The organism is Paraburkholderia sp. SUR17 (genome assembly GCF_029536165.1).
GTDB classification, from domain to species: Bacteria; Pseudomonadota; Gammaproteobacteria; order Burkholderiales; family Burkholderiaceae; genus Paraburkholderia; species Paraburkholderia kururiensis.
This window is the reverse complement of the sequence record NZ_CP120509.1, coordinates 1,888,341-1,907,300: the sequence shown is the minus strand read 5'-3', so window position 1 is coordinate 1,907,300 and position 18,960 is coordinate 1,888,341. Positions and strand designations below refer to the sequence as shown.

Below are 18,960 nucleotides of genomic sequence, written 5' to 3'. Positions count from 1 at the left end.
CGTTCAGGCGTCGGTAGAGTCGTTGCCGCTAGTGTTGCCGCTGCGGTTTTGCGGGAGCGGGACGATGACCTGCGAGCCGGCGATCGATGTGCCCCGTTGAGCCGATGCGTCAACGCCGTTATCTTCGTTCGCTTCGCCTGGCGGCGATGCCGATGTGGCGTTTGTCCCAGACTTTCGTTCATACGCGCTTTGTTCATACGCGCCGCCGAACAACCGGCATACCGCAGTCGCGTCGGCACATGCGTGCAGTTGATCCCGAAAGCGCTGATCGCAAAAGCGCTGCGCGACGTCTGCGAGCAGATGCAGGTGCGTGCTTGTCGCCCATTCGGGCACGAGCAGCATCACGACGTCGCGCACGGGCTTCGCGTCGGGCGCATCGAACGCGATAGGCGTGGCTAGCCGCGTGTAGAGCGCCACGGCTTCGCGCAATCCTTTGACCTGCCCGTGCGGCACGGCCACCCCCTGACCCAGACCCGTCGACCCCATTGTTTCGCGCGCGGCGAGCGCCGACGTGACCGTATCGGCGGGCAGGCCCGCTTTGTGTTCGGCGAGTTCGCCGAGCCGTGCGAACAGCGTTTCGCGATCCGCGATTTCCAGATCGAGCAGCACACGTGCGGGCGAAAGCAGCCGCGCCAGCGCCGCGCCGGCCTGTGCGGCCTCTTGGCTGGTTGAGTCTGCGGTCGATTCGGCGCGCGCACGCGCGTCGCCGTGGATGAGGTCCTGCCAGGCGCCAGTGGGCGCGGCCGGAATTTCGAGCAACCGACCGATTTCGGCCGTGGGCGCCAGATGTGCCACGCGCAGCATCGCGCCGCTCACCGCGGACTTCGGCAGATACAGCGAAAGCCGCACGCGGCCGGTGGCGTGCAGGGAGGTGAGGCGTAACGTCCAGGGCTGGTCGCAGCAGTCGCGGATCAGCGCCTTGCGCAACGGCGTGGCGTGCTGCGGGTCCACGGTGACGTGCATCATCACGTAGCGGCTCGTGGATGGGGGGCGACGGGTGTCGGGGGTGATGGGCGGTTTGGATGCGATCGGGTTGCCGTGGCGCGCCGTGCCGGCGATGTCGGTTCGCGGTTTGCGGATTTTCAGGAGAGCCATTTTCAGGAGAGCCCCAAGGGCGCGCAGGGCGGACAGCGGGTGCGTCATGGGGGACTCGTGGTGCTGGGGGGAGGTTTGAAGACTATACGGGAGGTGGGGGCGTTATCGGACCCGGAGCGGTCCTCATCAGGATAGTTGCGGGCGTCTCCTGCCGGAAAGCGCTTGCACTCCCGTCCGATTTGAATATACGATTAATATATGTTTCGTATATGGAGGGGCGAGTGGGCATTGTCAATATCGACGACGATTTGCACGATCAGATACGAAAGGCAAGTGCAGTGTCGTGCAGGTCAATTAACGCGCAAGCTGCTTTCTGGATCAAGGTCGGCATGTTGTGCGAAATGAATCCGACGATGGGTTTCAATGAGATCGTCGCACAGGAAATGCGAGCCGCTGGCGTTGTAGCACCAGCCATCAAGGCGACTTCGATATGACCAAGAGACCGGAAGAAATCGCATTACTGGCGGAGTCGGGCAAGTTGCTGGCGAATGTGTTCGGCTATCTGGATCAATTGAGCTTGATCGGCATGTCCACGATGCAGGTGAACGATCTGGTCGATAGCTTCATCGTCAATGAACTCGACGCACGCCCAGCAAGCAAAGGACAGTACGGGTATGCCTACGCGCTCAATTCTTCCCGCAACAACGTGGTCTGCCATGGCGTTCCGTCCACGACAGATATCTTGCAAAGCGGGGACATCGTTAATTTCGACATCACGTTAGAGAAAAATGGCTATATCGCTGATTCCAGCAAAACGTACCTTGTTGGTGACGTGTCGCCGCGGGCTAAACAGCTCGTGCAAGTGACTTACGAAGCGATGTGGAAGGGGATCAGCGCCGTTCGTCCAGGCGCGAGGCTTGGCGATGTGGGTTATGCCATTGAGCGGCACGCTCGCAGAAACGGCTATTCGGTCGTAAGAGAATATTGCGGGCATGGCATTGGGCGGGAAATGCACGAGGATCCACAGGTGCTGCACTGGGGGAAACCGAAAACGGGTTTGATGTTGCGGGAAGGCATGGTATTCACCATCGAACCGATGATTAACCAGGGACGTTCCGCCGTTTGGACTGAAGACGATGGCTGGACGGTTGTTACACGCGATGGGCAACTGTCCGCGCAGTTCGAGCACACCGTAGCCGTGACCCGAAACGGCGTACGTGTCTTAACGCTGCGTCCCGAGGAAACGATGCTCAATTGACGGCTCGGCAACCACGCGTTGGCGCATACGGGCGCGAGGTCGTCATTCGTGGCGGCTCGCCGATCGTCAATGGACATCGGTCGGGCGATTGAGTAAGTCTGCTCATGGCCGGCTCGCGTCCGATGCCGAGTGCGGCGATCGGCGGGGGCGCGGCCAAAGGGCATAGATCGACCCGTTGTTGCCGGTCGGAATCGCATTATCCGGCGTCGGCATTAGAGCCGACAGCAGCCATTTAGACGATAATTCGATGACTAAATGCCCCCACGTCGCGCACATCCCACAGCGATGCTGCCGATAAACCACGCCTTGAGCAATTGAACCGCCTGTTTGGTTCCGGCACTGGCGGGATGGACGAGGTAGTATCCGGCGTCCAACGCCAGCGCATTATCGAATGGCTCGATCAGTTCTCCACGAGCCAGTTCCGCTTCTACCAGCAGGGGGCTGGTAAGCACAACGCCTTGCGCGCGCACTGCGGCGTCGATCGCCATCAACGACTGGTCGAACCTGATACCGGTAATGGTTTCAATCCGCGAACCGTCGAGACCGCTGAATCGAGCAAGCCACGCGGCCCAGTGCGGGTGTAGCGTGTTATGGAGCAGTGTCGCCGTGCGCAAATCGTCGGGGCGCTTCAATCGGCGCTGTTTCGCGTATGCCGGATGGCAATACGCGCGGGCCTCGTCATGGCACAGTAGTTGAACGGATAGTCGTGCATCCATCCCGTCGAAATGCCTAACCGCGAGATCGACTCCATCCAGTTCGAAGTCGACCATCGTTGTCGATGTGCTCAGGCTCAGCGCAATCCCGGGGTTTGCCTGCAGGAAGTCGGCCATGCGTGGGGCGAACCACTTGGCAGCGAAGCTCGGCGGCATCGACAACCGCACGCCGCTACCGCGACGCTCACGAATGCGATGGCTCGCATGAATGAGGTCGGCCAAGGCGGGTTGAATCTGCGCGAAGTAGGCGCGACCATCCTCTGTGGGCGTTACCTGCCGTATCTGGCGTACGAACAGGGCAACGCCGAGCCATTCCTCAAGCTTCTGAATCTGCTGCCCTATCGCACCAGGCGTCACGTTCAGTTCCCGGGATGCAAGAGTAAAACTGCCGAGCCGCATGGCAGCTTCGAATGCAGGCAGGGCTTTCAGTGGAGGAGTCAATCCCATAACTCAGTTTTTCTATTCCATAGTCGACATTAAATCATTTGTAGCGCATGACCGGGCCGAACACAATCAGGACTTCATCCGCTTTCCGGTGCGCTGTCATGAACCCCGCTTATTTCGCCTTCGCCGCCCTCGGACTGATCTGGGGCACCAATTTCCTGTTCATGAAGTGGGCGAGCGTCGATCTGGCTGCCAGCCAGATCGTGTTTCTGCGCGTGCTTTTCGGCTTTATCCCGCTGCTGGCCGTCGCGCTTTTCAGTAAGGCACTCAAATGGCGCCATCTCCGGCACGCTCACCATTTCGTGGTGATGTCCCTGCTCGCGACGGTGATCTACTACTACGCATTCGCGAAGGGAGCCGGCCTGCTGTTCTCGAGCATTGCTGGGATGCTAAGCGGCGCCATCCCGCTTTTTTCCTTCCTGTGCGCATGGGCGCTGCTGCGTGAGGAGCGCCCGAACGCGCGAATGATCGCGGGCATCGTCTGCGGATTCGTCGGCGTACTGCTGATCGCGCGTCCGTGGAATGCGCACGCGGCTGGCGTCAACCTCCTCGGAGTCGGCTATATGATCGCCGGCTCGCTGAGCGTGGGCTGCTCGTTCGTGTACGCGCGCCGCTTTCTTTCCGGCCTGGACCTCTCACCGCTCGCCCTCTCGACGTGGCAGATCGGCTTCGCACTGGTCCTGATCGGCTGCGTCACAGATTTCCACGGCATCGTGCGTGTGACCGGCGATGCGCGAGCGCTGCTCGGCCTCGTGCTGGGACTCGGTCTGACGGGCACCGGGATCGCTTACATCCTTTATTACTTCATCGTCGGACGGCTCGGAGCAGTGGCGGCGTCCAGCGTGACGTACATTCCGCCGGTCGTTGCGTTGCTGATGGGTTCGTGGCTCGCGCAAGAACCGATCGGCGCAGTCGAACTGTTCGCGATGGGCGCAATCCTCGGTGGTGTGTTTCTGCTGCAACGCGGCCGGCAACCACGCGCAGCCGCGGCGCGCGGTCCGGCGAAGGCAACCGGTCAGGGCCGCAGTGTCGTATGAATGCTTCGATGAAATATCGCGCGGACCGCAATTCGGCATCTCGACGGAAGTCCACGGGCGAGTGGTCGGCGTACGGGTGCCCGATGCCATATGAAGCTGACATCCGTGCCATTGGCGCGCAGCGCCCGGTCAGCAAATCTATCCAACTCATACCAGCGTGAACAAACATGTCTTCACGGGTTCCCTCGACCATATTCGTCATCGGTGGAACGGGCGCACAGGGATTGCCCGTCATCCGGGCGCTCGTCGCCGACGGCAAATATGCCGTGCGCGCCTTGAGCCGAGATCCTGAATCGCGAAGGGCCATCGAACTCTCCACTCTGGGGAACGTCTCGATCGTGAAGGGCACGTTTGCCGATGAAGCGGTTCTGCGTGACGGTTTTCGTAATTGCAACGCAGCGTATATCAATCTCGATGGATTCAACACCGGCGAGAAGACTGAGATTTATTGGGCCATCCGATGCTATGAAATAGCCATCGAAGAAGGTGTCAAGTTCTTCGTATATGGAAACCTCGATTACGCGCTCAAAAGGTCCGGATACGATTCCCGGTTTCGGACAGGCCACTATGATGGCAAAGGCCGCGTAGGGGAATGGATTCTGTTCCAGAACCTGACAAACCGGGACCGGATGGGCGCCGCGCTGCTTACGACCGGCCCGTATATGGAGATGGCCATCTCGGCAATGACACCGATGACGCCGTCCGTGGAAAACGGCGTCGTTACATGGCGGGTGCCGCTCGGTGACGGCGCCGTCCCGCATGTAGCGCTTGAGGACTGCGGGTACTACGCACGTTGGCTTTTCGACAATCCGGAGCGTGCGAATGGCATGAATCTCGAGGTCGCGATCGATCATGTCGAGTATGCGAAGCTTGCCGAGGCGTTCGAAGCCGTGACCGGACATCCCGCGCAATATATCGATACCGACCTCGAAGCATACTGGAGCGGACCGCTCAAAGCCGCGGCCGATTTGCCTTCCGGATATAACGCCGATCTCCGCGACAAAAGTACGATGAGCTTCCGCGAAAACTTCACCGGCTTCTGGAATCTGTGGAAGTACGGGATCGTCAAGAGAGACTACGCATTGCTCGACGAAATTCATCCTGGGCGAATCAGGACGGTCGAACAATGGCTCAGGCGCGAAGACCAGTTGGGACGAGCACTGGGCAACGGAGGCCTCTGGGAAAGGGTTCAGCCTGAAAATCTGCTCAGGTCGCCGCCTGTCTTGAAGCTGTCCGAAGACAAGAGGAAGGGCGCGTTATAAGTTCCTCGCGAACGTCTGGTTCAACTGCAAAACGCCTCACTACTTGCCACGCGCTTTCTCACGCTGCGATGCCGGCGAAGATCGTCGACGCTCAACGTCCGAAGCTGTCGCCAAGGCGGCCGACGAGGAACGGCATGCCAATGTCCGGACATGGCCGACCAGAGTCCGACGACCGAGCGCGACGATCGTCTCTGCCATGACTCGATGCAAAAGGCATCAAGCGACCCTTCTCAGCCGCTCGACACTTGTCTGGTTCTAGGTCCTTTCGTGAGGTACAGCAGCCATTCGCCAACTCACCCTTTATGGATCGGCCTTCCAAGCCGAGGGGCGGGGGTTCGAGCCCTTCCTCCGCGCCAGAAAACATTTTTGATACAATGACTTGTGTTTTTGCTATGCGACCGGCGGATTGCTGGTTAGTGGTCTGAATGCACTTCAATTGCAGCCAAACTGCAGCTAGATTCTACCGCCCTACGAGCAAACGAACACACGCCAAAGGCTAGGGTCGCTGATCATCTCGCATAGCTGGTATGAACCAAGTCTTGCTGAACGTCGGGTTAATGTAGCGGCCGAGTTGTGGTGATCCACGACTCAGCGCGATACCCTTGTATGTATTGGCCATACCCGAAATGAAGCCAAGCACGCCGTCGAACTCGTCATCATCCGGTGCACCGTTCCAACAACCATCAGAGCATTGAATGGAGTATTCACGCCCGGCTACACAGATAGCAGCTAGATAGGGTGTCTCCGTCGCAGCCTCGTAGATTTCTCGGTATCGCTCGGCTTCTTTTTTGCCGTTCTCCGAGAGGTCGGAACGCAGGGCGAAGATTGTACTTACAGCGGGGCTGGGAGTGCTCACAGTCGCTGCTTGGTATAGAAACCCGCGCAAATTCTTCGCCGCGTTGTGGGCTTGTTCCAAATCGCCCTTTGTCAGCGTTGATTTAATTTCGACCGTGTACAGAACGGACTCGATTGGAAATACCCCAATCTGATAGTCGTGCAAGAGCGGCGGCAATAGCGATCTGTCGAAGAGGACCACGTCCATTTGGCTAGAGCACTGTCCGCCCACGCTAACTATCTGGCCGGTCCCGATTCCGATGTCTGCCGGGAGGAGGGGTCTAAATAGCTCACGAATAAGTGTCTCTCGAACGCTGCCCTTCGTCCCACTGTGCGTGTACGCTTCAGCGGCCTTGGCTTGAATGATTGCCGCTTTTACTCGCGCTCGAAGCAAAGTTTGATAGGCATTCTTATCCGGCATGATTGGACCATACGTTGAGTTAGACCAACGTTTTCAAGTAGTTGACAAACGCTGTGCATGCCAGCAGAAAGTATTTGGCATCTTCGGCGGTGAGGTTTTGGTCGTCCATCAGTGCATGACGGATACCGTCCGCGTCGCTGGCATAGCCGTACAGGGCCGTGTAACTTTTCCGTAGCGCGCCGTGCAGCTTGCCTTGTTTCTCTAGGGCTGCGAGAGCGTCCCCGAGTTCAGCTTTATCTTTGCCGCTGACGATCTTGGCCATTGATTCAACAGCCGAGATCGACTCTTTGATGGAATTGCGATAGTCCGGGTTTTGTCGGTTGCTTAGATGGGTCAGTGCCGTTACCAAGTGGTCGCTTACTGGCGCAAATCGGCCCTTCTCGTTCAGCACCTCCTCAAGTGCATCGACTTCCTGTTTTGATGTGATCTGCGCGAACTGTCCGTCTATCACCCGATAAGCTGCTAATTCGCGCTCAAGTATCCAGTTGACTCCCCGTCCAAGTTCCATTCCGGAGAATTGCCGCAATCCGATAACGAACTCCAAAAAATCGTACACGCCGAACCATTTCACTCCAAAAAAGTGATCGCGAACTTGCCGCCATGCACCGTAAAAGGAACGGCCGCCGTAGCCGGAATCGGGCCGCAAAGTATCAATCGGCTGTTTCCAGTAATTCCGCCAAATCGAAGCGAGAAGCTGGTCCTCGATTTTGTGCTGGCTCCAGTCCAGGAAAACGTTCCAGAGCGAGTTGCGCAATGCGTCTGGCATCGCGTCCGGCTTAAGCGCCTCAGGTACGGGATTTATGCCCATACGTTGACTGAATTTCATCCTTTCCCTTCAAGGTAGTGGAAGGCCGGCAGCATCCGGTTAATGGGTCAGCGAGATGAATTGTACTGCGCACCCGGACCCAATTTTGATGGAGATTTCTGCGGGACCGTACGCCGCCCGTTTGCGCCTGCACGCCCCCATGCGCCCGTCCGCGCGTGTCTTGATAGCAGAGCGGGCCACGCTGCCCGATCGATGGTGGTTCGGCGAGCGTGCAGCGAGCCCTGCTCGACGCGCATGCGGCTGGCGTACAGCGCAGCCAGCGCGCACCTCGAACAAGCACCCTACGCGGATTGTCGGCGGCAACCTCTGCGCTAGGTTTATTGGAGTGACGACGGCAGTTGACACTGCGCAGCCTGCAAGCGCCTCGTGCTAATCAGGGACAGTGGCGCTTTAAACAGCCCCTGATAATGGCGTCAACTCGCTACGTAGGGGCTGTGCTAGAGGCCGCAGAATGCGCCTGCTTCGTTGCATTCTTGTTCAACAAACGATCGTTATCTGGACGTAGCCGCCGCTTTAGCGTCTATCGGCAGCGCTGGCCAACGTCCGCAGATGGCTGCCCTGAGTCCGACAGCGTGCGGATCGGGGCATCGCTAGACGTGCGATCAACGTGCACCGAACGCCGGCAGTGGTTAGTTGCGGTTTGGTTACGTGAGATTCAAACCACCGTCCGACAGCAGGATTTCGCCCGTTAGATAATCCGAAGCGACTAACAAGGCAACCGCCTGAGCAATATCCTCTGGGCTTGCGGCGCGCCGCATCGGGGAACGCTCTTTCCAGAGTTGCTGAACCTGCGTCCACTCCGCCGTGAGAGGCGTATCGACCAAGCCAGGCGCAACAGCATTTACTCGTATGTCTGGGGCGAGCGAAAGGGCAAGCAAACGTGTCACATGGTTTAACGCCGCCTTCGTCGCTGCGTAAGGAATGGACGCACCTTTAGGTCGCACTCCGGCATGCGAACTCACGTTGACGACGCACCCCACCTTTCCTCGCACCGCAGCTTCACGCAGCGCCGATTGCGCTTCGGCTACAAGGCGAAACGGCGCGACAACATTGACTTCATACAACTCGTGCCAAACGTCTGGCGAGGCAGCCATCAGATCATTATGGGGGATAACTCGACTGATGCCGGCGTTATTGACCAGAACGTCGAGTCGGCCCCAAACGCCGATTGCGTCACGGATGAGATTCACTCTCTCCGCATCGTTGGCTAGATCGGCTTGCAAGTACGCGGCGGAACCGAGGTCCCGAGCCAACGCGAGCCCTGCATCGACAGAACTGCGCGAGTGGAGAACGACAGAGAATCCATCCTTTGAAAGCCGTCGCCCGATTGCAGCCCCAATCCCGGACGTCGAGCCGGTTACAAGAGCGACAGGAGCCGAGGTTTTCACAGTGGCCATGCGGTCCTCTAAAAGCCAATCGTTGGTTGGCGATTGTCGGCGATTCAAAGCCCTGTGTCGAATGTCTCAAAGTAGCGACGATGTACCAGGTTTTTCGATCCAGGTCCCGAGTCAGTTGTCACCGGTCGCCCGGAGTAGAATCGCGACCGTGCCTGTGACGCGTCGACCAGCACGCTGATCTTCTCCCGAGCGCTGATCGTCGCTGCGCGCAGCGTTGTTTTGCGCACCCGTCGCGTCGCTCTCATACATCCGCGTGAACAACGGGTCCATGTGCTTGAGCGCGTCGTTCAGTCACGTGCGAATTGGGGCGCATCGGGTGATTGGCCGACGCGAAGTCATGCAGACGCGCCATCGTGAACATCGTCTCGATGTAGCCGTCGGCTCCGCGCATCGCTTCGGTCCCAGGGTTGTCCAGTTACTTGTTTCAACCTTACCGCTCCCGGACGGATGACGACGGTGTGGGATATTTCAACGGCCTGCTAAAGCAGCACATCGTCGTAGACTCGCGAGAAATTGCGCTTGTCCACCCCGGCGGTGTCGCGTCTGAACAGCCGGTTCCGCAAACCTGCGGGCTAACCGCATGCGCAAAAGGGCGATGACTTTGCCCCGTGCCGGTGCCACCGGAAGCCGCACGCAATCACGGCCCGTCTCGCCCACAGCGGTGTAGAAGACAAGAACGACCTGGACGGAATCACTAGTTCGTCACGCACACGCATGCCTGGTTTGCCGAATCCGGCAAACCAGGCAATCTATTCGAGCGCCGTTCCGACACTCATGTTGCGTGGCCTATCCCCGGCTGTCGCCGTGGTCTGCGCGCGCTTCGTAGGTGACTTGTGTCCGTCCTTCTTACACGTCCACCGTATCCTGCCGGTCCTGCATCGCGATCGCCGCTGGCGAGGCGGTGATGGAGTGCGGCAGTTCCGTCACGACGCGCATCGCGGCCGGATCGCTGAAGCTGCTCCTGCCGGTCTCCACGTGACCGGCGGCGCGCCAGGCAAAGGCGGCGCCGTCCGATACCGTCAGGTCGTACCATTGGTGGCTGTGCCGGAGAGCCCAGACTTCCTCGACGAACCCTTCCGACGGAATCGCGAAGTGACGCGTCTGCGCGCCATACGCGTTGTCCGTGACGGACAGCCTGACGGCTTCGCGCCCTTTGTTTGCAATCCTGAGCACTACGTTGCCGTTGGTCTCGTCATACCCGACGACCACCGTCGGCCTGGCCGACTGGTGCCGCACCTTCTTGTCCTGCGCAATGGCGCCGACGAACTGGCGCACGAAGCCGTTCGGGCCGTAGACGAGGAAGTTGTACACGCCTTCCGTGCCGGACAGGTCGAAGGTATCGACCAGCGACTTGCCGGCTTCCACCGTGTAGCGCCACGGGCCGTCGCTGCGGTTGGTCGCGTAGACGTAGAAGCTCGCGCCCGCCTTGCCGGTGTTCGAGAAGCGGATCTGGAATGCGTTGTCCTGGTCGGCTTCGTGGCCGTTCACGTGCAGTTCGTAGGGCAGTGCGCGCGCGGCGCGCACGCCGGGCTCCTGGGTCTGGATCGTCGCGGGGTTCGGCGGCGAGGGCACCACGGCCTTCGGGTTCTGGCAGGACGCGTCCGACATCGCCTGGTAGCTGCTGGTGTCCGGCAGCCTGGGGACGGCCGCGTCCGGTGTGCCGAAGTCGAAGCAGCTCAGCAGGTCGCCCGACACGGCGCGGCGCCACGGGCTGATGTTCGGTTCCATCACGCCGAAACGCTGTTCGATGAAGCGGATTACCGAGGTGTGGTCGAACACCTGCGAGTTGACGTAGCCGCCCTTGGTCCACGGCGAGATCACGATCATCGGCACGCGCGGGCCCATTCCGTAAGGCAGGTTGTCGGCGGTGTAGTTGCCGCCGCGCGCGGGGTTCACGACGTTGTGGATCTCGGCGCTCACGTCCACGGTCGAGAGCCCTTGGGCGCGACTGGTCGGCGGCTGGGGCGGGGCGATGTGGTCGAAGAAGCCGTCGTTCTCGTCGTACATCAGGAAGAAGACGGTTTTGCTCCACACCTCCGGATTGGCCGTCAGCGCGTCGAGAATCTGGGCGATGTAGGTCGCACCGTAGGCCGGCGTGTAGCTCGGGTGCTCCGAGTAGATTGCCGGCGGGCACAGCCACGAGACCTGCGGCAACTGGTTGGCCAGCACGTCGTTCTTCAGGTCGGCCAGCGTGCGCACCGCGTTGCCGCGCGTTTGCAGCGCGGAGCCGGCCGGCGCGTTGATGAAGTTGGCGAAGTTCGGCAATACGTTCGTGCCGTAGTTGCCGTTCACCGGATCGTTGCCGTTGACGCCCTGCTGGTAGATCTGCCACGAGATGCCGGCGGCCTGCAGGCGCTCCGGATAGGTGGTCCACGTCAGCAGATCCCACTTGGGCGGCAGGTCGTTATCGACTGCGTCGTTGTTGTCGAGCAGGGGGCCGCCCTGTTTGCCGGTAGGGTCCACCATGCCGGTCATGAGGTACATGCGGTTCGGATGCGTCGGCCCCGGCATCGAGCAGAAGTAGTTGTCGCAGATCGTGAATGCGTCGGCCAGCGCGTAGTGGAACGGGATGTCCTCGCGCACGTGATAGCCCATCGTCAGGTCGGACTTGTTGGCCGGCCAGGCGTCCATGCGGCCGTTGTTGATCGCGTAATGGGTCGGGTACCAGCTGTGGTCGAGATCGCCCAGGCATTCGCTGATCTTGTTGACGTCATAGCGGAACGGCAGCACCGGCGTCTGCGGATTCTCCCTGGACGGCTGGAACCAGACCGGCTGGCCGCTCGCCAGCGGGATCGGGAAGCGGTCGTTGTAGCCGCGCACGCCGCGCAGATGCCCGAAATAATGGTCGAACGAGCGGTTTTCCTGCATCAGCACCACGATGTGCTGGATGTCGTGGCACGAGCCGGTGCCGGAGGCGGCCGGAATGGCCAGGGCCTTGCGGATTGCGTCCGGGAACATCGTCACGGCGGCGGCTGCGCCGGCCGTCGAGGCGGCGGTTCGCAGGAAACGTCGTCGGTTATACGTAGACATGGTTGAGCCTCTCGTCAGAGATAGGGTGGTGCGTGGGTGGGCGGCTTGCTATGACGACTGCTAAAAACGGCCGGTCAATTGCTTTCATCCGCCGCGGGTTCGGGCGGGTAATGAACGACCGGGGTGGATTGCTCGGCCGCCGCCCACGGTGCACCATCGGGGCTGCGTCCAACCGCTTGCGCCAACGGCGGGGCGGCGCGCGGCGGATCGACGGTTTCGGTCACGCCGGCCGACATCGAGATGGCCGGCGAGGGCGGATCGATCGTGGACGGCACGGGCGTTCCGGGCGCGGGGATCTCTGCCGAGGGAGCGCCGCCGAAGCGGGTGGCGCCTGCTACCTGACGGACCGCGTTGCGGGCTGGTTGCAGCGAGCGCGCCGCGACATCCGGCTGGACCGCGGCCGCCTCGGGCGGCTGGGTTTTGTCGCAAGCGTTCAGCATCAACGCGACTGCTAGCACGCCCAGTATCGTGGATACTTTCATTTTGCCGACCTGTCACGATGCCTGAATTAAAGACGGACATATCTTGAATCACAGTTGGTGTCATATTTGTGAATGAAGCGGTACGCAATTCGCCGAATCAATGCCGTCTTTTATTGTGAATGAAATATTAAGATGAGACGACCGATGAGATTTTTTGAGGATTCCAGCCGAACGGGCGGGGATTGTGGGAGGTTTGGAGTGCGTGAGTTGTGTGTTTTTTATCAGGTCTTAAAATAACGTGGCTAAATTATCTGATGGAATTTCCTGGTGGAAGTGGTACGGCGATTTAGCGATTCAATCGCACGGCAAGGAGAATGAGTGTGATGAGGGAATTCAAGTGGCAGAAGATACTCTGTTAGACCTCCGTCGCCTCCCCACGCATCCGTTCCCTTCCGATCAATCCACTCACCTCCCTCACTGTGACGCCCGGGCGATCCTGTAGTTTCAGAAATACCTCGCGTCCGAAGTGCGGTTTGCAATTGTATTCGTGTGGCCACCCATTCATCGAGAAGATTTGGTATTCGTGGTATTCGGTGAAGTCGCTCCTTACAGAAGTTCACACCAAAGTCTATGATCCACGCTTTGGGGCTCGAAAATTTCACTAGTGCGACAACGACATACCGGGATGTGTCAATTCGCTTGTACTGCATTGCGAACTCGGTGGATGGAATCAATGATGGACCACCAAACTCTAGCGCAAGCTCGTACGAATCGCCGCATTTGAAATCGTTATGGTTTCTATTTTGAATAATCCACGCATTGAGGCTAACCGTCAATTCATTCATGTCAAGATAGCGATCAAGAGGGAAGCCTGATTTGCATCTCAGGGATGCTCGTGAACTTTCGCGTAGTCCTCCTCGTATGCGACAGGGTCTGCAAACACCTCATCCCGCTGTGCAATCAAGAAGCTCGCTTGATTTTGTAGCGATGGCTTTCCGTAATCGACGCCATCGCGAAGCGCAAAGGCCTCCATGAGCTGGCCGACTTCATAACCCCGACGCCGTTTATCTAGGACCGGTGGTACGGCGAAAAGCCCGAAATCAGGTGCAAAGGCGGACGGGCGGTTCGACCGGGCCGACTTCATCTACATTGCACGCGATGACGAATACCTGCGTCCAGCGGGTCAACGGGCTATATACCGATACACCTCCTTCGAAAGCGCTAACCTGCTGGAGCAGAGAACATACTGGAGTAGCGCTTGCCCGAAGTGCCCGATGAAAAGCCAGTGCACGCCTGCTGATTACCGTCGTATCCGCCGATGGAAACATGAAGCGGTGCTTGAGGCGATGCAGTCCAGGCTGGATCGTCAGCTAGACGCCATGACGATACGACGCCGGACAGTTGAGCATGTGTTCGGCACACTCAAGCACTGGATGGGTTCGACGCACTTCCAGACGCGCGGACTTAACCATGTCGCCGCCGAAATGAGCTTGCATGTGCTGGCCTACAACCTCAAACGCGTGATCAGGATTCTCGGGTTCGCAAAGACGATGCGTGCAATGAAGCTGGCCGGCGCGTGAACTCGCGTGCCGACGCTGTCGCCAATAAAACACGATCACGTCATCCGCCTGCGGCTGGTCTAACGCAACTGCGTTCCCCCGGGCGTCACCGGTCGGCCGTTCCGCATGTTTTTACACGCCCTCGGCCGTCAACGGGCCGAAGCCCGTTCGCCAAATATATCACGCTGTGATATATTTGGAGGTAGTCGATCTACCTCGGTGCGCTCACGTCGTTGGTTTCGAAACGAAAGCGCAACGTGATAGGCGCCTCGCGAACTGCTTTCTGGTCCACCTGCCTTGTATGGAGGGATGTCGTGAGCAAGACGAGAACGTTCGATATCTATCGCTACAACCCGGATCAGGACGCCGCTCCTCGTATGCAGCGTATTGAGATCGAGATGGTGCCGGACGACCGGATGCTGCTCGATGTCCTGGTCCGGCTCAAGTCGCTCGACGAGACGCTCAGCTTCCGCCGCTCGTGCCGTGAAGGCGTGTGCGGCTCGGATGCGATGAACATCAACGGCAAGAACGGTCTGGCCTGCACGACAAATCTCAACGATCTTCCCCACCACACGGTCCTGCGCCCGTTGCCTGGGTTCCCCGTCGTGCGCGACCTGATCGTGGACATGACTGCGTTTTTCAAGCAGTACCACTCGATCAGGCCTTACCTGATCAACGACACACCCCCGCCTGAGCGGGAACGACACCAGACGCCCGAGGAGCGTGATCAGCTCGACGGCCTCTACGAGTGCATTCTGTGCGCATGCTGTTCCAGCGCATGTCCTTCCTATTGGTGGAACCCGGACAAATATGTCGGCCCAGCCGGCCTTCTGCAGGCCTATCGCTTTCTGGTGGATTCCCGCGACGAGGGGACGGGCGAGCGACTCGACAATCTGGAAGATCCATATCGCCTCTTCCGGTGCCGGACGATACTGAACTGCACGGACGTCTGCCCTAAAGGTCTCAACCCGGCGAAGGCAATCGGCGAAATCCGCACCATGCTCGCACGACGAGTGATCTGAACCATACCCGGCAGCAGGGGAGAGTGCTATGGCACTGAGACATGCATCGCAAGGTGAACTGATCGATGTCCGTCCGTTGGATAAGGCGCTGTCGAATTCGCCGTCCGTCACGCTCATGCGTTCGGATCACCTCGAAGTGGTCCGCCTGGTCCTTCCTGCCGGCAAACACATTCCCGAACATCGCGCACCTGGCGAGATCATCGTGCAGTGTCTGGAGGGCGCGGTCAGGTTCGGTATGGCGTCGGGGACAAAACTGATGCGCGCGGGCGACATGTTGTTTCTCGCTGGTGATGAACCGCACTGGCTCGAGGCCGAGGAGAGTGCCTCGCTACTCGTGACGCTCTATCTTCCGCCTGGCCACGGGGCGCGCACAGACAAATAATCAACGGCTACGAGCAGCCGGTAACCGCAGGCCTTGAAGGGAGTTCGAAATGAACGAGCACGCGCGTATCGAATTTCTCGTCGCCCGCGACGGATTGCCGGAGGCTGTCCAATGGGTGCGCCGCACGATGTCGATCTACCGCCGCGCGGTTCTGACGAAGGGGCACTTCGCACATTGCCCACCGTACCGTCAGCAATTCATCGCCGCGTATCTGGATTTCAGGAAATGGTTGCGAACCGCCCCGACCGTGTGAGCGATGGGGCTCCGACTTCGCATTTGTGACGTTGGACACAAACGGACTCGCATCACCGCTCAGCGAGCACCGGTTAGTCCTCCTTTCGCGAGAGGTGAATGATGGACGATTCGATGTATGCCCTGCCGGACGCGGAGGTCGCCGCGCGGCGCAAAGAACTCGCGCCCGCGACGCTGGCCGCTTTCAAGGCATTTAGCGAAGCCGTCTTCGCGGAAGGCGCGTTATCGGCCAAGACGAAGCAGCTCATTTCGGTAGCCGTGGCCCACGTCACGCAATGCCCGTACTGCATACGCGGCCACACCCGGGAAGCCATGAAGGCCGGCGCCACCGAAAGCGAGATCATGGAGGCTATCTGGCTGGCCGCCGAGATGCGTGCCGGCGCCGCCTACGCCCACTCGACAATCGCGCTCAACGTGATGAGGCAGCAGGCAGAGCGGAAGGGAGTTGAAAATGGCGAGCATCGTTGACAGGCTGATCGCGGAACACCGACGGCTCGATCGATTGGTCGATCTTCTCGACAGCAGATCAATTTCCACCGAATCCGCGGCAGAGTCGAACGCCGCCCTCCTGGTGGATGCGCTCTATTATCTGACGCGGTTTCCGGACGTCGACCACCATGCGCTGGAAGACCGCATCATCGAAAGGCTGATCGGGAAGCAAGCGTTGGGCATCGAACTGGGGAGCGAGTTGTCGAACCAGCATGCAACGCTTGCACGACTGGGCCACGAGTTGATTCAGGACCTTGAATCGATGCTTCGTGACGAAAACATGTCGCGCGCGCTGCTGCAGTCCCATGTTCGCCTTTATGCAGAACGCCTTCGGCACAACATGGCGCTCGAGGAATTGACGCTGTTTCCGGTCGCCGTGCGCCATCTCGACGACGCAGACTGGTCGCTCATCGAGCAGACGGTTCCCGGCCAATCCGTGGATCCGCTCTTTCAAGAGCCGGTGCAGGAGCGGTTCGCACAACTCCACCGCATCATCGCCACCGAGGCGGCATGCGGCTGCGAGGGCATCGATCTTTCTCGCGACTGACACACGGCGACTCGCCGACGCAGAAATAAACTGTCATGGATTTCGTAGCGAACTTCGGGATGCGCGGCGGTGGCACATTCCACGCTTCTTCGCAAATTGCACGCGAGCAGTGAACGAGGCCGGATACGCTGATTAGTCCGCTCGCAACGGTTACAGCGGCCACCCTTCCGAACAACGGATCCTTTACCAAACAAAAACGAGGTCATCACGCTTCTTCGTCGGGGCATGGCTAGGCTGTAAAGCCATCAAATCGTCGTAACCCTGCGACGATCCATCGGCCGGAGCGGTGCATGAACGAAGCAAGTGTCGGCTGTACGCAGGCATTAGATACGGATGCATGCCCTGCCCGTGCGGCATGGGTCGGCATGCAAATGGCCTGTGGGCCTGCACTCAGCCGTACCTTTCCATTGGGCGTTGATGGCCATCTGCCGTTTGTACCGCCTGCGCGGAACCAGTCAACGGCAAGTGCAGCGAGGATCCGACTGGAACTGGCCCGTGCGCGGCATATGCTGGTTCGGCTGGATGCCGCGGAAGCCCTCGTAGTTCTGCAGCGTGTTGAACGACAGATTGCGCTGGTACCGGGGCAAGACGTGCTGGCGCTGTTCAGCGAGGTTGCGGCCATGCGCGCCGCGTCACTTGTACTGCAGGACGATGTGACCGCGGCGCTTGCTGCCGCCCTGTCTGCGTTGCGGCTCCACGTTCATTCGCCGGCAGCGCACGTCGCGCGATCCGTGTGTCGATACGTGTACTGGCACCTCGGCGATATGACGCAGCTAGAGGCACCGACATCCGGTGAGACTGGCGAGTACCCCGACCGGTTGCGCGCAGCGACCGCGGTATTCGATTGTTCAGTCGACGCAATGACCGAGCTGCGGCAATTGCATCTGAATTCAGCCCAGGCATTGGCCGAGCATGCCCTCAACATGGCGCAATACATCGGTGACGTATCGCCGTCAATCGATGTGTTGCCGGCGAGCATAATCGGACAGGTGCTCTTTGAGCGGGGGCGCCTGGAGGAAGCCCATGCACTGATCGCGCCTCGCCTGCCTCATCTGCGCCGCGCAGGCATGGTCGAGGGTGTGCTCCGTTGCTACAGCCTCCTCGCGCGCATCGCTGCGGCGCGCGGACAAACAGGCCATGCACTAGCCTTGCTCATTGAAGCCGAGGAACTTGCGATCAAATCCCGCTGGCCGCGCCTGCGCGCCGCTAGCCTTGCACAACAGGTGGCAATCCATCTCGGGATGGGGTCAGCTGCCGAAGCAACGGGTTGCGCGCGACGGCTGGAGGCGCAGATCGCAGCATGTGTGCCGCAGGGTGGTATGCCGAGCTTCGAAATGGCACGTTACCTTGCAATCACTCAGGCGCGTCTGGCGCTTGCGCGGCCGAGTGGCACGTTCGGTGTTCAGCAGCTTCAGAATGTCTACCGCGATTGCGTATCGCGGCACGATTACATCAGTGCGGTCGAGGTCGCGCTTCTACTGGTGGAAATGCAATTGCAGCAGCAGCGGCAAGACGAGGCTTTCGAATTGCTCGCTACGCTCATGCTCTACGCCGTTGCAGCAGGGCTGCTGCAAACGTTCGTGGACTGCGGGGATAGCGTAGGTGAACTGATCGAGAAGCTCGGACGAGGGGAGATGCCGCTGCCGCTAACCGATGCTCACAGCCTGCGTGCCTACGCAAGCCTGATCGATGCGCGACGCAAGCGCGCGAGGCACCTGTCGCAACCGTGCGGAGGCGTAGACGCGAATTCGAACGCTCACCGGGGATTGAGCGCGACTACGGGTCTCAGCAACCGCGAACGTGTGATCGTTGGACTTATGGGGCAAGGGATGACGAATAAACAGATTGCGATCCATTTACGCATCGCGCCTGAAACCGTCAAGTCCCATGCGAAGCATCTATATACGAAGCTCTCAGTGAAAAACCGCGCGGAGGCGGTGACTGTGGCTGCTCGACTCGAGCTGCCACGGTTTTCGGAGAAAGAGGCTGCGGACCGTGTTACCAGAGCGCACGTCGGCAGCCTGTGATGC

Annotated in this window: 17 protein-coding genes and 2 pseudogenes; 11 read left to right on the top strand and 8 right to left on the bottom strand. The window is 59.7% G+C overall.

Annotation, left to right across the window (positions count from 1 at the left end; translation table 11 throughout):
- Window positions 1-3: 3 nt before the first annotated feature.
- Entirely contained in the window at window positions 4-1,095 is a 1,092-nt protein-coding gene (locus P2869_RS25855; protein WP_233425724.1) for a PTS sugar transporter subunit IIA, read from the bottom strand.
- Between the two features lie 221 nt (window positions 1,096-1,316).
- Between P2869_RS25855 and P2869_RS25850 the strand changes: the two genes are divergently transcribed.
- Together P2869_RS25850 and map are read left to right on the top strand one after the other, a co-directional pair.
- Window positions 1,317-1,529 (top strand): ParD-like family protein, encoded by a 213-nt coding sequence (locus P2869_RS25850; protein ID WP_017775487.1) that lies wholly within the window; start codon window positions 1,317-1,319, stop codon window positions 1,527-1,529.
- Window positions 1,526-2,293, top strand: coding sequence for a type I methionyl aminopeptidase (map, locus tag P2869_RS25845; protein WP_017775488.1), 768 nt, complete (start codon window positions 1,526-1,528; stop codon window positions 2,291-2,293). The genes P2869_RS25850 and map overlap by 4 nt, the downstream gene beginning before the upstream one ends.
- Window positions 2,294-2,544: 251 nt before the next feature.
- On the opposite strand, the gene P2869_RS25840 is transcribed toward map, so the two are convergent.
- A complete protein-coding gene (locus tag P2869_RS25840; protein WP_026121599.1) occupies window positions 2,545-3,453 on the bottom strand; it encodes a LysR substrate-binding domain-containing protein in 909 nt (302 codons plus the stop codon).
- 98 nt (window positions 3,454-3,551) lie between these two features.
- Between P2869_RS25840 and P2869_RS25835 the strand changes: the two genes are divergently transcribed.
- On the top strand, window positions 3,552-4,487 hold the full coding sequence (locus P2869_RS25835) for a DMT family transporter (RefSeq protein ID WP_017775490.1): 936 nt from the start codon (window positions 3,552-3,554) through the stop codon (window positions 4,485-4,487).
- Between the two features lie 167 nt (window positions 4,488-4,654).
- Entirely contained in the window at window positions 4,655-5,749 is a 1,095-nt protein-coding gene (locus tag P2869_RS25830) for an NmrA family NAD(P)-binding protein (protein ID WP_026121600.1), read from the top strand.
- 496 nt (window positions 5,750-6,245) lie between these two features.
- Here P2869_RS25830 and P2869_RS25825 read toward each other — a convergent pair whose 3' ends face one another.
- From P2869_RS25825 to P2869_RS25800, 6 genes and pseudogenes are all read right to left on the bottom strand, one after another.
- Complete coding sequence (locus tag P2869_RS25825; protein WP_277598362.1) at window positions 6,246-7,004, bottom strand: DUF6602 domain-containing protein; 759 nt, start codon at window positions 7,002-7,004, stop codon at window positions 6,246-6,248.
- Between the two features lie 19 nt (window positions 7,005-7,023).
- Window positions 7,024-7,830, bottom strand: coding sequence for a hypothetical protein (locus tag P2869_RS25820; RefSeq protein ID WP_026121601.1), 807 nt, complete (start codon window positions 7,828-7,830; stop codon window positions 7,024-7,026).
- A gap of 644 nt (window positions 7,831-8,474) precedes the next feature.
- Window positions 8,475-9,227, bottom strand: a complete 753-nt coding sequence (locus P2869_RS25815; RefSeq protein WP_277598361.1) for an SDR family oxidoreductase — start codon at window positions 9,225-9,227, stop codon at window positions 8,475-8,477.
- Window positions 9,228-9,434: 207 nt separating this feature from the next.
- Window positions 9,435-9,618: pseudogene (locus tag P2869_RS25810) on the bottom strand (IS5/IS1182 family transposase); the annotation flags it as partial.
- A gap of 455 nt (window positions 9,619-10,073) precedes the next feature.
- A complete protein-coding gene (locus tag P2869_RS25805) occupies window positions 10,074-12,257 on the bottom strand; it encodes a phospholipase C, phosphocholine-specific (RefSeq protein ID WP_277598360.1) in 2,184 nt (727 codons plus the stop codon).
- A 74-nt stretch (window positions 12,258-12,331) separates the two neighbouring features.
- Window positions 12,332-12,739, bottom strand: coding sequence for a hypothetical protein (locus P2869_RS25800; RefSeq protein ID WP_277598359.1), 408 nt, complete (start codon window positions 12,737-12,739; stop codon window positions 12,332-12,334).
- A gap of 1,040 nt (window positions 12,740-13,779) precedes the next feature.
- Here P2869_RS25800 and P2869_RS25795 point away from each other — a divergent pair.
- The 7 genes and pseudogenes from P2869_RS25795 to P2869_RS25765 all read left to right on the top strand — a co-directional run.
- A pseudogene (locus tag P2869_RS25795) lies at window positions 13,780-14,259 on the top strand (transposase); the annotation flags it as partial.
- A gap of 293 nt (window positions 14,260-14,552) precedes the next feature.
- Window positions 14,553-15,260, top strand: coding sequence for a succinate dehydrogenase/fumarate reductase iron-sulfur subunit (locus P2869_RS25790; protein WP_277598358.1), 708 nt, complete (start codon window positions 14,553-14,555; stop codon window positions 15,258-15,260).
- 28 nt (window positions 15,261-15,288) lie between these two features.
- Complete coding sequence (locus P2869_RS25785; protein ID WP_017775501.1) at window positions 15,289-15,642, top strand: cupin domain-containing protein; 354 nt, start codon at window positions 15,289-15,291, stop codon at window positions 15,640-15,642.
- 49 nt (window positions 15,643-15,691) lie between these two features.
- Window positions 15,692-15,895 carry a hypothetical protein gene (locus tag P2869_RS25780; protein WP_017775502.1) on the top strand — a complete coding sequence of 68 codons (204 nt, stop codon included), beginning with the start codon at window positions 15,692-15,694 and terminating at the stop codon, window positions 15,893-15,895.
- Window positions 15,896-15,996: 101 nt separating this feature from the next.
- Window positions 15,997-16,362, top strand: a complete 366-nt coding sequence (locus tag P2869_RS25775) for a carboxymuconolactone decarboxylase family protein (protein ID WP_051062038.1) — start codon at window positions 15,997-15,999, stop codon at window positions 16,360-16,362.
- Window positions 16,346-16,930, top strand: coding sequence for a hemerythrin domain-containing protein (locus P2869_RS25770; protein WP_017775504.1), 585 nt, complete (start codon window positions 16,346-16,348; stop codon window positions 16,928-16,930). The genes P2869_RS25775 and P2869_RS25770 overlap by 17 nt, the downstream gene beginning before the upstream one ends.
- 290 nt (window positions 16,931-17,220) lie before the next feature.
- A complete protein-coding gene (locus P2869_RS25765) occupies window positions 17,221-18,957 on the top strand; it encodes a LuxR family transcriptional regulator (protein ID WP_277598357.1) in 1,737 nt (578 codons plus the stop codon).
- Window positions 18,958-18,960 lie beyond the last annotated feature (3 nt).